The sequence below is a fragment of the Acinetobacter sp. YH12099 genome (assembly GCF_013419195.1).
GTDB lineage: Bacteria > Pseudomonadota > Gammaproteobacteria > Pseudomonadales > Moraxellaceae > Acinetobacter > Acinetobacter towneri.
Genome location: NZ_VPAP01000013.1, coordinates 20,532 through 35,909, shown reverse-complemented (window position 1 = coordinate 35,909; position 15,378 = coordinate 20,532). Strand labels below are relative to the sequence as shown.

Here is a 15,378-nt window from a genome sequence, read left to right as displayed (position 1 = left end):
ATCCAATTTGTATATGTGTGCCAATTTTAAACCAATAAGCATAGCGCAATTATCTGCATTAGGTCTGCCTGAAATTCCGTTTGAATATGCTGAAGAAGCGTATCCAAATTCGAGTGTGCCACTATTGTTTAAGTCTGAACAAGGTTTAGAGTGGCGCTCGGTGAATTTTGGCTTGATTCCCAAATGGGCGGAAGACAGAAGTATTGCGCAAAAAACCTATAATTGCCGTAACGAAACTTTATTAGAAAAACCAAGTTTTAGTGAAGCTGCTTATAAGTGTAAATTTGGCGCGATTGTTGTGTCAGAATTTTATGAATCCAAATATATAGACAGTAAACCGCAGCGTTGGGGTGTACGTCGTAAAGATGGACAGGCCTTTTTTATTGCAGCACTGTATGAAATTTGCCGTTTAAAGGATGGGCAAGGCACGGAAGAAATTGTCCGTTCTGCGAGTATGATTACCATGGACGCAATTGATCACGCGATGATGAAGGAATTTCATGAGCCTGGGCCAGTCAAACGTTCTGTTATTGTTATTCCACATGCACGTTTAGATGAATGGCTAAGTTTGAAAACACCGAACATACACAGCTTTGTGCAGGGCTTTCCTTTAGACGAGTTTGAGTGTTCACATGTACCAAAAGCAAAGATCGAAAAAGTAAGCCCCCAGCTCAATTTTTTCGATCTTTAAGTACATCTTGTGCTTATATAGGATAAGAACAGATGTGGAACAATAACGTGATGTTTAGCGTGCTAAATTATTAAAAATATGACGTAAACTTTCCATCATTTTTTCAATTTGTAGTGGAGTTAAACCATCAAATGACTGCTCTAAAACAACGCTAGTCAGATCATTAATTTTGTTGGTCATCTCATTACCTTTTTCAGTAAGCACGACACGAGTGATACGCGCATCATCATCACAAGAATAAGTTTCAACCAAACCTTCATCTTTTAAACGATAAACAATTTTAGTTGTAGTTGACATTTTTGACACCACCATGTCTGACAAATCAGACACACTCGCATGTGCTTTTGACCTTAATGCCAATAAAATACGACGGCGAGAATTATCTAAACCATACTTTTTAAGTGCCTGATCGACATTCTGTACATATTGAGCATGTACTTGTGTGACCCAATAATACGGAAATTGTTCAATATCATATTGGTCGGCGGATGGTAGAAATTTTGAATATTTCTTGGACATTGCATATTCCCTGCATTGTTTTAATTGTATTTTTGATATTTCACATTTTATGTGAAAACTCATGTGCTTAGCAAGATGCTTTCAGTGGCTAAAATTTGGTTGAAATCTGACGAAATATGATGAATCTCGATTTAGAAGCTGGCTTTGAAATGGCTATTTTTCCAAGCGCGTAGGCATTTGTTTAAGTTCAATCCATATTCATGTGTCATATCAATTAATCCTATAGAATTGTTTTAGTTTGGATTAGTAGTGAGTTATCTGGTTTTATAAGTTGAATTATCAATTTAACCATCAACTTAGGCTGCATTTTAGTTAAAAAAATACATTTGTACACTTGGCTTTTAGGTAAAAGTGCGGGTTATTGCGTTGAATTTTGCAAAAAAATTATAAGCTTTGGTCTAATCTTTTAACAATAGTTGTTTTTTATCAATATTTTAAGTTTAGATTAAAGTGTGGGTTGGCTTACAGTTGTAATCTATGACTAATGCGTCTAAAAATACATTACAATTCATTTGACATTTTTAATCCATTCTCACGGCTTTTGTTTGGCTGTCATCGCTCTAAAAAAATTAAGAATGTGAAAAATAAAGTAAAAACCTTCTTATAGATCGTACTGTTTAGTTTTATTCAAAAAAATTAAAAATTTAATTACAAATGTTCAAGATTGTGCATAATTAAGCTATCTATTGCTAAAAAGGTTACTTTTATGGATCCGTCGCCGTGCGCAGGTCTACTTTATATTTCGATTTCTGCTAACTATCTCGGAGCTATGAACTAATGGAGTTTTTATTAGATCCGGGAATATGGGTTGGTTTAATTACACTTATTATTCTAGAAATCGTATTAGGTATTGATAACCTAGTCTTTATTGCAATTCTTGCAGAAAAATTACCCCCAGAACAGCGTGATAAAGCCCGTGTGATTGGCTTATCTTTAGCGTTGTTTATGCGTTTAGGATTGTTATTTGCAATCTCTTGGTTGGTTACTTTAACCGAACCGTTAATTACCTTATTTGAAAAAACCTTTTCAGGGCGTGACCTCATTCTCTTGGGTGGCGGTTTGTTCCTCGTCTATAAGGCGGTAGGAGAGTTGCATGAGAAGATGGAAGGCAAACCCGAAGTCAAAGTCACGACCAATGTGGTTTATGCAAGTTTTGCCGCAGTTGTAGCACAAATTGTTGTTCTAGATGCAGTTTTCTCTTTAGACTCAGTCATTACCGCAATTGGCATGGTCGACAACATCTATGTGATGATGGTTGCCATGGTGGTTGCAATGTTGGTGATGTTACTTGCATCTAAGCCATTAACTGCTTTTGTGAACCGTCATCCAACAGTGGTGATTTTGTGTTTAAGCTTCTTACTATTAATTGGTATCAGCTTGATTGCAGAAGGTTTTGGCTTCCATATCCCTAAAGGTTATATCTATTCGGGTATTGGTGTTGCGATTGCTATTGAAGCGTTTAACCAATTTGGTCAGCGCAATGTTGCAAAACATGAAGCAAAAATTCCGTTACGTCACCGTACTGCAGATTCAATTTTAAAATTGATGGGGGGGCGAGTTGAAACCAGTAGCCCTGATTTGCATAACGAAGCGCAAGAAGCGTTTGCAGATGAAGAACGCTACATGATTGGTGGTGTCTTGACCTTGGCAGAGCGTTCAGTCGCATCAATTATGACGCCACGTAGCCAAATTTCATGGGTCGATATTGAAGATTCACCTGAACAAATCCGCGAACAGATTCTATCTGTACCACACAGCTTATTCCCAGTGTGTCGTGGTAGTTTAGATAAAGTCATTAGTATTGTACGTGCCAAAGAGTTGTTGGATGTATTGGACGAAGAAGAAGAGCTTAAAGCTTTAATTAAACGTCAGCGTCCAATTTACATTTTTGAAAAAATGAAAGTGATTGATGCGATCAATACGTTACGTACCTCTAAAGGTTCTTTGGTTTTAGTCAGCGATGAGTTTGGTAATGTTCAAGGTTTGATTTCACCGCTTGATGTGTTTGAAGCGATTGCAGGTGAATTCCCTGATGCAGACGAACAGTTAGATTTGGTTAAAACCAATGAAAACGAATGGAAAGCAACAGGTATGCTGGATTTATACCAGCTTGAACTTGAACTGGGTATGATGGATCTGATTGAAGAAGATGCAGGCTACATTAGCGTTGCAGGTTTGATTTTAGATAAAACCCAAGGTGAAGTTCAGGTCGGCACGCAGTTGGATTATCAAGGTGTGCACTTTGAAGTGACAGAACTTGATGGTAACCGTATTAAAACTGTGATGATTCGCTTACGCTAATTACTAAGCTTTGAATTAAATCACTCAAAAAGCTCTACCGAAATGGTGGAGCTTTTTTATGGTGTAATAAAAAGATTGTGATGTTTCATCCTGAAAATGTGTATCAGCGATAAGTCTGGATTTTAAAAGCTGAACATGAAATGTGGCATGGAATAGAAAAAAAGAAACAACCAAACAGGATTACAAATTTGGTTGCTTAAACAGGGAAAAGAAAAAGCGAGAAACTAAAACAAATGTTTAATTTGTATGTGACTTCGCCACTAAAAATTAAACTGCCAATTGATTTTCAATCACATTCCATAAATTTCGATGTGACTTTTTAAACATCGCCATATGCCCAATGGCTTTATGCTGATAACGCTTTGGTTTAAGTTCAATCATATTAGTCGATGCATGGGGATAGAGACGGAGTAAATCTTTCACATTGGCTTCGGTGGCAATCTCATCATCCGAACTCCAAATAGCAGTAATCGGGCAACGAATTTCATCGTGATAATGCTGTGAAACTGTTTTGCCTATAGCATTGATGACATAGCCGGGTTTGCTACAAAATTGTGCCCATTGTTGGGCCACATTTTTAGGTAGGTTTTCGCCCATGCCAATTGCATTGGTTGGGCCATAACCATGTGTGATTCTGGCAAGTGGAAAAATAACTTTAAACATCACAGGGGCAAGTAGGCGAGTACGACCTTTTAAACCTTTTGTGTGGCCTGTAGAGCCTGAAACAGCTACGACTTTTGCCACTTTATGATATTCAGGATTAATCCCCAGTAATTGTCCGCCTGCGCTGTGTCCCAATAAAACCACTTGTTCAGCTTGCGTTTTTTGCAGCAAAGTATTTACTGCTGCAGGAATATCTAACTGCCCCCAATCAACAATACTGGCTTCACATTGTTTCAATGGTTCGTGTAACGAATCACCAATACCACGAAAATCAAAACACAGCACAGCATAGCCTTGTTCATTTAGCCATGTGGCAAAAGCGTGATAAAAATTCTTGGTAATGCCTGTCGCGGGACAAATCAAGACGGGTAGACGCTGTGCTTGTGTATATTGATTTGGATAATAACGGGCAGCGAGGGCATAACCATCTGCACATATAATATTTAAGCTTTCAAATGTGCTCATAATGTTTTAAGGATGATGAGAATAAAGTTACTTTACACGAGTTCCAAAAAGAAACTTGTATTTATTCTGACTCTAAAGTCAAGCTTAGTAGTCTGCGAGTGTAGTTAAATAGCCACACGAAAAATAAAAGAGTGTTAAACATGGAAAGTTTATCTTTGGCAGTGCGCCTTGCGATTATTTTCAGTGGAATATTTTTGTGGGTGGGGATGCTTACAGGCGTGTGGAAATATTGGCAAATTCGTGCTTCTGCCCAAGCGCGTGCTCATTATTATGTGGATATCGCACATCGCAGTAGTTTGTTATATGCACCTGCAAGTTTAATTTTAGCGGTCTTGGCTTATTTTTGTATTTGGGATGCCACTGTAATTTTAATTTGTGTGATTCTAAATTTAGTATTTTTTAGCTTTTCTATTCTGAGTTATATCTTGCATGGATTGCTTAAAGATACCACTAATCAATTTAAACAACCGCATCAAATTGCAGCATGGACATTGCCAAGTTGGTGCATGAGTTTGGCGATGCTGTTATTGATTGTGGCTGAATTGGGTGGGACTAGTGTGTTATTGCTTGGCGCAATCTATGGATTGTTGTAATTCTAATTGCTCAGTTTAATTTTTTCTTGGTAGCCCGTAGAAGATTTTGAGATTTTTGTTGTAGATCAGGAATGATGATTAGAATCTACTTTTTGAGTTTGGCGGCAGAGGAGTGATCCATCTGCCGCAAAGTGAAAGCGAAAAAGCTAAAATGAGTGGGTGCTAGGGTATGATTAATGAACTTCTACGTTTTTATGTTCACGAAACTTTTGGTCAATGGATGTCCAAATCGCAAAGGCTATACATACCAATAAGGCATATAAAAAATAGGTTGGTTTCAAGTTGCCTTGAATTGAGCCTTGGAGCAATAGGGTCAGCATCAGTGCAAAAGTGGTGCTTAAAAAAGTAACTAGATTTTGGTTAGCCTTCAGAGCGTTAATGAAGACTTGCGTATTGAAATGTGAAAACATCTCCATCCCTCCTTGTTATAAATCACTAAAATCAGAGCATTTTAGTCAGATTGGTTTTATTGTTCTACCTTGTTTAGCAAACTATTTCAAGCCCTTATAGTCATATTTTGATAAAAAACATCATTTTCATATGAAATACTACTATTTGTTATCATTTATTTACAAAATAATAAAAAGTAGTGTGTTTTTTAAGCCATTTAAATACGATTTCAATCGTACTTGCATATTTTATGCCAGCTAATTTTGAGGGCGACTATACGACTTTAGCGTTAATTTGAGCTCTGCTTAAAATGGGTGAATGATTTATTTTGTTTTAGTTTTTTATTGAAAATATTTTAATTTCATTTGTTTATTTATACCAAATAATTATTTGGGTTGCTATTATCATGACTGATAAATTGCCTTAAAAAGAGGCAGTTTTAGCACAAGAAACAATAAGTGCGGGTTTGGGTAAAACCTGACAATTATTGTCTAACTTAAATTCGTATTTGGATAAAACACGACTTTAATACAATACAGCTCGAAAATAGAGCATGACTTGAAAAAATAGCCGAGCTCGAAGTCCGTACTGGCTATTTTTTCATTCGATCATGAATTGCAGCGAATACAAAAATCAGTAATGCAGGAATCAACCAAGCGAGGTTTTGTTCACTCAGGGGAAAATTGGTCAGTGTGGTTGGCAAGAATCTAGCTAAGTCTGCGGCCTTCATTGCATCAATGATGCCAAAGAGCAATGCAACTGCGGCAGTAGGTGCAATCACGCGGGTTGGAATACGGAATAATCCCCAGAAAAAGCTGAGTAGAATGACCACAATTGCAGGTGGATAAATCGCGCTTAAAATAGGCACTGAAACTGCAATGAGTTTGGTGAGTCCAAGATTGGAAATAACAAAGGCAAAGCCCACTAAAATAAATACCCAACGGCGATAATGAATTTTAGTAATTTGCTCAAAATATCCAGCACATGCGCATGTCAGTCCAATTGCCGTAACCATGCAGGCAATAAAAATCATTGCAGCTAAAAATACCGAGCCAAATCCGCCAAAAGCATGTTGCACATAGGCATGTAAAATGACTGCACCATTACTGGCATTGGCGGCAACATCGTGACTGCCCATCCCCAGTTTAAATAGGCTTAGATAAACTAACGTTAAACCAACCCCTGAAATTAAACTTGCCCATACTGCATAGCGGGTGATGAGTTTTTTATCAGTCACGCCACGTGAACGAATCGCATTAATAATCACAATCCCGAATACCAATGCACCTAAAGTATCCATGGTGAGATAACCATTAATAAAGCCTTCAGATACAGGACTGTTCACATAATTGTGAATGGCAGGTGAAATTGTACCTGTCGGAATAATAAATGCAGTGATGCCTAAAATTAGTAATGACAGAATTTTAAGCGGGGAAAGTACATAGCCCACTGTATCTAAAATTTTGTGTGGATACAGTGAAACTAACATCACCAAGGCAAAATAGATGGCGCTATAAATGAATAAGGTGTTCGCGGAATCGCCAAAATAGGCAGAGAAACCAATTTCATAAGAGACGGTAGCTGTACGTGGTGTAGCGAAAAGCGGGCCAACCGCTAAATAACAGACGACTGTTAAAATTAAGCTTGCGATTTTACCCAACGGCGAACTTAAAATTTGTATAGAACCTTCGACACGTGACAACGCCATAATGGTAATCACGGGTAAGCCAACAGCGGTAATGAGGAAGCCGAGCGCAGCAAGCCAGACGTGTTCGCCCGCTTGTTGTGCCACGATAGGTGGGAAAATAATATTACCTGCACCAATAAATAGCGCAAAGGTCATAAAACCCAAGGCAATAATATCCCGTGTGCGTAAATTCGTCATGGGAGAGAAATAAGATGTAAACAAAAGAAAGCGATTTTAGTAGATCGAGCTATGATTTTCTAATTTATTTTATAGGTCATATGAATATTTTTTATGATATGTGTTTGTAGGCTATTTTAATCTTCACTATAAAAATTAAATAACTTACTGTTTATCTGATGTATTTTTGAAAAATGCTGATCCCACATAGTATAGATGGCTTATCTAGTATAAGTTTTGGTTGCTATTTTAAATGCGCAGTTCTTAAACAAAACTGTTGGTCGCATGACGATGGATACTTGTTTGGCAGCTTGAGCTGATTTTACAAGCCGAAAGGGTTAATAACTGCTAGTTGAAATCTACCTATTTCTATATTATTATATACAAATGAGTAGATATGTTAGTATTGGCGTTGCAGCTAAAACACTGGGTGTTTCCATCCAAACCCTAAGAAGATGGGATGAGGAAGGCACTTTAGTCGCAGATAGAACCCCAAAAAATCACAGACGTTACGATCTAAGCAAGATCACACCTGAACTTATCCATGATCTATCAATTCAGAACAGCCGAAAAACTATTGCTTATGCAAGAGTATCTAGTCACGATCAAAAGGCTGATCTTGAGCGACAAAAACAAGTTTTGGAAATGTACTGTGCCAAGCAGGGATGGACATTTGAGATTATTAGTGATTTAGGCTCAGGGATGAATTATCACAAAAAAGGGCTTAAGGCTCTTTTGGATGGAATTATTAATAATGAAATTGGTCGATTGGTTTTAACCCACAAAGATCGATTATTACGTTTTGGTGCTGAATTGGTTTTTGCTTTATGTGAAGCTCGGAATGTTGAAATTGTAATTATTAATCAGGGTGAAAATTTGAGTTTTGAGGAGGAACTGGCTCAAGATGTCCTGGAAATTATCACTGTATTTTCAGCACGATTATATGGAAGCCGAAGTAAAAAGAACCAAAAGCTAATACAGGCGGTCAAAGAAGCACTATGAGTCGATTTATACGAGGGCATATCATTGAATTGATGCCCAATAATAAACAAGCAAGCCATTTTGCTCAGGCAAGTGGTGTTGCTCGTTTGTCGTATAATTGGGCTTTAAGAGAGTGGCAGCGACAATACAAGGCTGATAAGGAATATCGAGATCAGTGTGAGTATTATGATGTTGCGGTGAATGAAATGCTTCTTAATAGACCTAAAGAGAGTAAATTAAGAAAGCACCTAAACACTTTTAAATTTGAAAAATATCCTTTCATGAAGAAAGTGACTAAGTGCGCACCACAGTTGGCGATTAAGCAGTTGGGTAGTGCTTTTGATAGATTTTTTAACGGCAAATCAGGATACCCCAAGCCAAGAAAAAAAGGCAAGGATGACCGTTTTTCATTATCAAATGATCAATTTAGCGTAAAGGGTCGGTCTATTAAAATCCCTAATTTGGGTTGGGTGAAAATGACTGAGAATCTGCGCTATAAGGGTAAAATTCTCTCGGCCAAAATATTTAAACAAGGTGGTAAGTGGTTTGTATCAATCGCTGTCGAACTCACCCAGATCGAAAAGCTTAAACCGAAAACAGGTTTAAGTATCGGTGTTGATTTGGGTGTCTCTAATCTTGCCACCCTTTCAAATGGTGAGGTTATTCCTTCTAACGCACCACTTAAAAGACAGCTTGCAAAACTAAGACGACTCAACAAGTCTTTTAGTCGTAAGAAAAAAGGTAGTCAGAATCGAGAAAAAGCAAAAGCCAAGCTATCTCGCCTGCACTATAAAATTGCCTGTCTACGCAAGAATAATCTTCATCAAGTCACAACGGATTTGGTAACACGTTTTGATGTGATTGCGATTGAAGATTTGAATGTTAAAGGCATGTTGAGGAATCGTAAACTCGCAAGAGCTATATCCGATATGGGTTTTTATGAGTTTAAAAGGCAGTTGATTTATAAAGCCAAACAGCATGGAAAATCGGTACTTTCGGTTGGTCGATTCTTCCCAAGTAGTAAAATGTGTTCGTGCTGTGGTGAATTAAATCAATCTCTCACACTTTCTGCGCGAGAGTGGAAGTGCTTAGTTTGCCAAACCATCCAAAATCGTGATGTTAATGCATCAATTAATATCCTGCGATATGCGGATAAAGATTTAATCACTGCATAAGTGGTGATTAAGGCGGTGAGTTACACCGTGACAGCCTATGGAATTGAGGTAATCCCTAAAGCAAATGTTTTAGGTTCTTGATGGTGAAGTAGGAATTAAACATCAAACCCACATTGAGTAGGTTTGAGTAGGTTTTAAATAACGGCTATAATCTCAGGCTTCAGGTCAGGAGTTCATCATGCGCGCCCTTAAAGTCAGCATTAAATCAGAGCAAGATATTGAGAAATTACGCATTTCGGGGCGTTTGGCTGCTCAGGTGTTGCAGATGATTGGCGAGCATGTCAAACCCGGAGTCACGACAGAATACTTAGATGATTTGTGTCACGATTATATTGTAAATACCTTAAAAGTCATTCCTGCCAATGTGGGCTATCACGGTTATACCAAAACCACCTGTATTTCACCCAATGAAGTGGTCTGTCATGGTATTCCATCATCCAAAACCATTTTAAAAGATGGCGACATTATTAATATTGATGTGGCAGTGATTAAAGATGGTTTTTATGGTGATACCAGTCGTATGTACTATGTGGGTCAGGTGAAACCAGAAGCGAAAAAACTGGTCGATACCACTTATGAGGCGATGCGCGCAGGGATTCATGCGGTGAAACCGGGCGCGACTTTGGGCGATATTGGCTATGCCATTCAAAGTGTGGCGCATCGTGAAGGGTTTAGCATTGTGCGTGAATATTGCGGACATGGTATTGGGCAGGTGTATCACGAACAACCAAGTGTGCTGCATTATGGTCAGCCTGGACAAGGCTTGGTGCTTAAAAAAGGCATGGTATTTACCATTGAGCCAATGGTGAATGCGGGCAAAGCGCGTGTGAAAGAACTGAAAGATGGCTGGACGGTGGTGACGACAGATAAATCACTTTCTGCACAATGGGAACATATGGTTGCTGTGACTGATACAGGCTTTGAAGTGTTATCGCCGTGGCCAGAAGGTACGGGGAGTTATCCTGAAATTTAATGCACGAATGCTTTCAGGTTAAGACTGATAGATAAAACATCTTAGACTTTAGTTTTAAACTATTTGTTAAAAAATGAACAATCGCTATAATTGAAGTCAAAGATACTTGCTGTAGTTTCTTTGTTTTAGCTTTCTTATTTTAGATTGTAGTTTTCAAAGCTTATCTGTCTTAGATAAGCTTTTTTTTTTGCTGTTTCGTATCTGAAATCAAAAGATCCTATGTGCTAACGAATGGTTAGCTTTTCGACCAAATAGTCGATAAATACACGTACAGCAGGTAATAAACCACGGCGTGATGGATAGACGGCATGGAAAATACCATGCGGTGCGTGCCAGTCGGGTAAAACACGAACCAATTCACCCGATGCAACATAATCTTCAACAATCGTGTCAGGCAACAACACAATGCCACAATTTTGTCGTGCCAATTGCGCTAGCATCATTAAATCTGAACCCATGACTGTAGGGTTGACCTTAATTTTTTTCGGTTGCTGTTGTTGATCATGCACAACCATGTATTGATCTAAATGCTCATCCGACATGCTTAAAATTTTATGATGACTTAAATCTTCAGGTTTTTTCAAATCGCCAAATTCATTCAAATAAGCCTGACTGGCAAATAGATGTTGTTCGATGTTGCTGAATTTGCGAATCACCAAACTTGGATCATCATCTAAATTTGAGCGGACACGCAGGGCAATGTCGATCCCTTCGTTGACGATATCGACACGACGGTTGCTGACAATTAGCTGTACTTTAATTTCAGGGTAGGCTTTCAAAAACTCAGGCAAGATTTTGGCAATTTCATTTTGTGCAATTGAAACAGGTAAGCTGACTTTAATTACACCACGCGGTTGAATACTTAGGTGATCGACCAAGTCGTGCGCGGCTTGGGCAGCATTCATCATTACTTGCGCATGCCGATACACATTCATACCAATTTCTGTGACCGCAAAATGACGTGAGCTGCGCTGAATTAAACGCACACCTAAGCGTTCTTCTAGGTTGTGTACGCGTCGGCTAAGTTTGGATTTTGGAATATCGGTGGCGCGTTCTGCTGCACTAAATCCACCATGTTCGACCACTTGGGCAAAACAATAAAAATCATCCAAATCTGTAAGCATGACTAAATTCCATTTATGCAACAATACTTAAATTAAAGTGGCATCGTTGCATGTTGTCAATCTTTAATTGTGCTTTATTGCTGTGCTTTTTTGCAGAATCTCTAAAACTTGTCGGTATTCTTCTAAACGGGCTAAATCACGTGCTGTAGGATTGGGAATCCGCGTTAAATTCATGTTGTCTTGCACATCTGCAATTTTTACAGCACAGGCAAGCGGGTTTTGTGCAGTACGCATAGCCGCTTGAACACGAGTTTCATGCGGCAGTTTGGTGAGAGCCTGAATTGCTTGAATAATATGCGTTTGAAATCCTAAATTTTGCAGGTCTTGTGCTGTGGTGTGGGTATCTTCAAGAATGTCGTGCAGTACAGCGACAATTTGCTGATCGGGCTGTTGTAATTGCAACATTACACGTAAGGGATGCAAAATATAAGGCTGACCGCCTTTATCTAGCTGCCCTGTATGTTGTTGTACTGCAAGTGTAATTGCATTTTCTAGAGTTGCCATAAGTATAATTAAAAAAATTTCTATAATTATAAGCCGTGCTTAGCGCAAAATATAGAAATTGCTTGTTATGATGCAAACAGATTTTATGTTTATCTATTTTACTATTGGTGATGCTGCTCTATGCCATATCAACTCATTGAACTGAATACGCCTGCGACTGAAAATTTGCTTTGCCCACATTGCCAACATGCTGTTATTGATTGGGCAGAAGAACAATATATTCAGCCTTGCGAGCATACTTTGTTTGTCGCAATGGATTTGGGTTTTGAATATGCCTCAGATGTATTTGAACAAAGCATGCCACGCAGTGTCGATGAAATTCATGCACATGATGATCAGTTGGATATGTGGCAAGAACTGACTTCAAGTCGTTATCCGCAATATTTGATTTATAAAACGGATTTAGGCGTGCAAGGTTTATCTCGCTATGTTGGATTTACCGCGGCTTAATTGCACTTAACTTAGAGAGTCTAAGATATAAAAATAGGGAAATTCAAAAGCTGAATTTCCCTATATTTTGATGGATTAGATATTTTTTCTGCGTTTAGCTCTCCATATCTTCTTCTATTTCATCATCGGCACTGTCCATTCCTAATTCTTTGAGTTTTCGCGTCAAAGTATTACGTCCCCAACCCAATAATTCAGCGGCATGACGTTTACGTCCACGGGTTTGTTGCAGTGCAGCATTAATTAAGGTGCGTTCAAACATTGGAATGGCGATATCCAGAAGTTTCATCTCGCCATTTTTTAACTTTTGTACTGCCCATTGCCCAAGTAATTCATCCCAATGCTGCATAGATACCCGATCTGCCACATGAAGCGCAGAATGTTCGGCTAATTTTTCAATTGGAATTTGCTTGAGTTCGGTTGGTAAATCTTCAGGATAGACCTCACGTCCTGTAATCATCACGGTAAGCCAGCGACAAGTGTTTTCCAATTGGCGCACGTTACCTTGCCACGGCAATTGCTGCATATATTCGACTGTTTCAGGACGCAATATTTTTGGACTCACGCCTAATTCTTTGCCTGCACGTGCCAAAAAGTGCTGTGCCAACATTGGAATATCTTCACTGCGATGCGCCAGTTTAGGAATATGAATCCGAATGACGTTCAGGCGATGATATAAGTCTTCACGGAAGCGTCCATCTTGTACCAGTTTTTCCAAATCCTGATGTGTTGCTGCGACAATCCGTACATCCACTTTGACAGCAATATGTCCACCAACCCGATAAAATTCACCATCTGCCAAGACGCGCAATAAGCGGGTTTGGGTTTCAAAAGGCATATCACCAATTTCATCTAAAAACAAGGTGCCGCCGTTGGCTTGTTCAAAGCGTCCCTGACGTTGTGTATTGGCACCTGTAAATGCACCTTTTTCATGTCCAAAAAGTTCGGTTTCAATCAAATCTTTCGGAATGGCTGCCATATTCAGCGCAATAAATGGTTTGCTGCTACGCGGTGAGTGGCGATGCAGTGCATGCGCCACCAACTCTTTGCCTGTACCTGATTCACCATTAATGAGCACAGTAATGTGTGATTGCGATAAACGACCAATAGCACGAAACACTTCCTGCATGGCAGGCGATTCACCAATAATTTCTGTCGATTGAATTGGCTGCACTGTCGATTTTGCAGATTCTTGCTGTTGTAGTTTGGTGATATGCAAAATTGCACGATTGACTAAAGCAAGTGCTTCATCAATATCAAAAGGCTTGGGTAGGTATTCAAATGCACCTGTTTGATAGCTAGATACTGCCGATTCTAAATCGGAGTGCGCAGTCATAATAATCACAGGCAAGTCGGGATAACTGACTTTGACTTTGCCAAGAAAAGTTAAACCATCAATTCCAGGCATGCGAATGTCGGTCAAAATTACATCGGGTGCATCTTGGTTTAACTCATCTAGTGCAGACTGTGCTTCTTCAAAACTGGTGACTTCAAAACCTTCTTCTCTAAAAGTTTTTTCCAGTACCCAGCGCATTGCACGGTCATCATCAATCACCCAAATTTTATTTCGCGACATGACTCGCCTCCCAAGGTAAATATAAGCTAAATATTGTTTTTCCTGGAATGGATTGGCATTCAATCATTCCGTTATGTTGATGCATAATATTTTGTGCGATGCTCAAACCAAGTCCTGTACCGTTTGCGCGTCCAGTCACCAATGGATAAAACACGGATTCTAAAATGTCTTCAGGTACGCCTGGGCCGTTATCTTCAATATCAACACGTACGGTAGAACGATTCAGCACACCATTAATGGTAACCAAGCGTTGAATACGAGTTCTTAAAATCAATTCAGGTCGATGCTCGGTAAAGAAATCGGGATGTTCGGTCATGGCTTGTACTGCATTGGCGCAAATATTCAGCATGACTTGAATCAATTGATCGCGGTCTGCCATGACTTCAGGTAAAGAAAGGTCATAATCACGGATAATATTTATTTTGTTTTTAGTTTGATTGACGATCAGGCTGCGCACCCGTTCTAAAGGTTCGTGAATATTGACCAGTTCATAGCTTGGTAGTTGGCGTGAGCCGAGCATGGTATCGGCCAAGTTTCTTAAACGATCTACCTCGCTAATAATAATGTCGGTAAATTCATCATATTTCGGGTCATTTAAACTTCGTGCTAACAGTTGTGTCGCACCACGAATTCCTGCAAGCGGGTTTTTAATTTCATGTGCCACACCACGAATCAGCTGACGTGCGACTTGATGCTGTTGAATAAAGTTTTCTTCTTTGGAAATTTTGAGCATCCGATCAATCGGATTCAATTCAATCAGCAAAAGAGGATGATAAGGCTTGCCTGCATTTAACTGTGATGCAGTGTAATCGACATGAATATCTTTAAAATTGACATTAATGGTCGCTTCACGGCGGGTGTAGGGTTGACCAGTTTTGATGGTATTCAGGAAAGCCTCTTGCGTATTGAACTCATCATCAGGCATGTGCAGCAAATTTAAAACGGGTTGCCCCGAAGCGCGAATTAAACTGATATCAAACAATGCTTCACAAGACGAGTTTAAATAAAAAATATTCAGGTCACGATCAACCAGTAAAATTGCGGTGCTGAGGTTATCCACCAAAAGACGATAGTCAATGCTCTGGGTCTGATCCATTCGTGAATGCTTCCTG

15 protein-coding genes are annotated in these 15,378 nt (G+C 39.1%); 7 read left to right on the top strand and 8 right to left on the bottom strand.

The window, feature by feature from the left end:
• Positions 1 to 13: 13 nt before the first annotated feature.
• The gene (locus FTU39_RS09180) at positions 14 to 691 is read left to right on the top strand and encodes an SOS response-associated peptidase family protein (RefSeq protein ID WP_096901413.1); all 678 of its coding nucleotides are present in this window, start codon (positions 14 to 16) and stop codon (positions 689 to 691) included.
• Between the two features lie 54 nt (positions 692 to 745).
• On the opposite strand, the gene FTU39_RS09175 is transcribed toward FTU39_RS09180, so the two are convergent.
• Positions 746 to 1,210 carry a MarR family winged helix-turn-helix transcriptional regulator gene (locus FTU39_RS09175; RefSeq protein WP_004976754.1) on the bottom strand — a complete coding sequence of 155 codons (465 nt, stop codon included), beginning with the start codon at positions 1,208 to 1,210 and terminating at the stop codon, positions 746 to 748.
• Between the two features lie 777 nt (positions 1,211 to 1,987).
• On the opposite strand from FTU39_RS09175, the gene FTU39_RS09170 reads away from it, so the two are divergent.
• Positions 1,988 to 3,511: a TerC family protein gene (locus FTU39_RS09170; protein WP_004976753.1), complete on the top strand. Its 1,524-nt coding sequence runs from the start codon at positions 1,988 to 1,990 to the stop codon at positions 3,509 to 3,511.
• A 267-nt stretch (positions 3,512 to 3,778) separates the two neighbouring features.
• Here FTU39_RS09170 and FTU39_RS09165 read toward each other — a convergent pair whose 3' ends face one another.
• A complete protein-coding gene (locus tag FTU39_RS09165; protein ID WP_096901415.1) occupies positions 3,779 to 4,639 on the bottom strand; it encodes an alpha/beta fold hydrolase in 861 nt (286 codons plus the stop codon).
• Positions 4,640 to 4,779: 140 nt separating this feature from the next.
• Here FTU39_RS09165 and FTU39_RS09160 point away from each other — a divergent pair, with 140 nt between their 5' ends.
• The gene (locus FTU39_RS09160) at positions 4,780 to 5,232 is read left to right on the top strand and encodes a hypothetical protein (protein ID WP_004976749.1); all 453 of its coding nucleotides are present in this window, start codon (positions 4,780 to 4,782) and stop codon (positions 5,230 to 5,232) included.
• A 173-nt stretch (positions 5,233 to 5,405) separates the two neighbouring features.
• On the opposite strand, the gene FTU39_RS09155 is transcribed toward FTU39_RS09160, so the two are convergent.
• Together FTU39_RS09155 and brnQ are read right to left on the bottom strand one after the other, a co-directional pair.
• Positions 5,406 to 5,642: a hypothetical protein gene (locus FTU39_RS09155; protein ID WP_004976747.1), complete on the bottom strand. Its 237-nt coding sequence runs from the start codon at positions 5,640 to 5,642 to the stop codon at positions 5,406 to 5,408.
• Between the two features lie 572 nt (positions 5,643 to 6,214).
• Complete coding sequence (gene brnQ / locus FTU39_RS09150; protein ID WP_179990290.1) at positions 6,215 to 7,507, bottom strand: branched-chain amino acid transport system II carrier protein; 1,293 nt, start codon at positions 7,505 to 7,507, stop codon at positions 6,215 to 6,217.
• 366 nt (positions 7,508 to 7,873) lie between these two features.
• On the opposite strand from brnQ, the gene FTU39_RS09145 reads away from it, so the two are divergent.
• The 3 genes from FTU39_RS09145 (at position 7,874) to map (ending at position 10,615) form a co-directional block, all read left to right on the top strand.
• Positions 7,874 to 8,488: an IS607 family transposase gene (locus tag FTU39_RS09145; RefSeq protein WP_075167936.1), complete on the top strand. Its 615-nt coding sequence runs from the start codon at positions 7,874 to 7,876 to the stop codon at positions 8,486 to 8,488.
• Entirely contained in the window at positions 8,485 to 9,642 is a 1,158-nt protein-coding gene (locus FTU39_RS09140) for an RNA-guided endonuclease TnpB family protein (protein WP_154320786.1), read from the top strand. The genes FTU39_RS09145 and FTU39_RS09140 overlap by 4 nt, the downstream gene beginning before the upstream one ends.
• Positions 9,643 to 9,820: 178 nt before the next feature.
• Positions 9,821 to 10,615, top strand: a complete 795-nt coding sequence (map, locus tag FTU39_RS09135; RefSeq protein WP_004976729.1) for a type I methionyl aminopeptidase — start codon at positions 9,821 to 9,823, stop codon at positions 10,613 to 10,615.
• A gap of 224 nt (positions 10,616 to 10,839) precedes the next feature.
• On the opposite strand, the gene FTU39_RS09130 is transcribed toward map, so the two are convergent.
• The gene (locus FTU39_RS09130) at positions 10,840 to 11,739 is read right to left on the bottom strand and encodes a LysR substrate-binding domain-containing protein (protein ID WP_004976726.1); all 900 of its coding nucleotides are present in this window, start codon (positions 11,737 to 11,739) and stop codon (positions 10,840 to 10,842) included.
• Between the two features lie 63 nt (positions 11,740 to 11,802).
• A complete protein-coding gene (locus FTU39_RS09125) occupies positions 11,803 to 12,243 on the bottom strand; it encodes an HD domain-containing protein (RefSeq protein ID WP_136143954.1) in 441 nt (146 codons plus the stop codon).
• Between the two features lie 120 nt (positions 12,244 to 12,363).
• Here FTU39_RS09125 and FTU39_RS09120 point away from each other — a divergent pair, with 120 nt between their 5' ends.
• Entirely contained in the window at positions 12,364 to 12,693 is a 330-nt protein-coding gene (locus FTU39_RS09120) for a hypothetical protein (protein WP_004976724.1), read from the top strand.
• 94 nt (positions 12,694 to 12,787) lie between these two features.
• Here the strand turns inward: FTU39_RS09120 and glnG are convergent, their stop codons facing one another.
• Together glnG and glnL are read right to left on the bottom strand one after the other, a co-directional pair.
• Positions 12,788 to 14,266 (bottom strand): nitrogen regulation protein NR(I), encoded by a 1,479-nt coding sequence (gene glnG, locus FTU39_RS09115; protein WP_154320780.1) that lies wholly within the window; start codon positions 14,264 to 14,266, stop codon positions 12,788 to 12,790.
• Positions 14,253 to 15,362 (bottom strand): nitrogen regulation protein NR(II), encoded by a 1,110-nt coding sequence (gene glnL / locus FTU39_RS09110; RefSeq protein ID WP_004976718.1) that lies wholly within the window; start codon positions 15,360 to 15,362, stop codon positions 14,253 to 14,255. The genes glnG and glnL overlap by 14 nt, the downstream gene beginning before the upstream one ends.
• Positions 15,363 to 15,378: the final 16 nt, after the last annotated feature.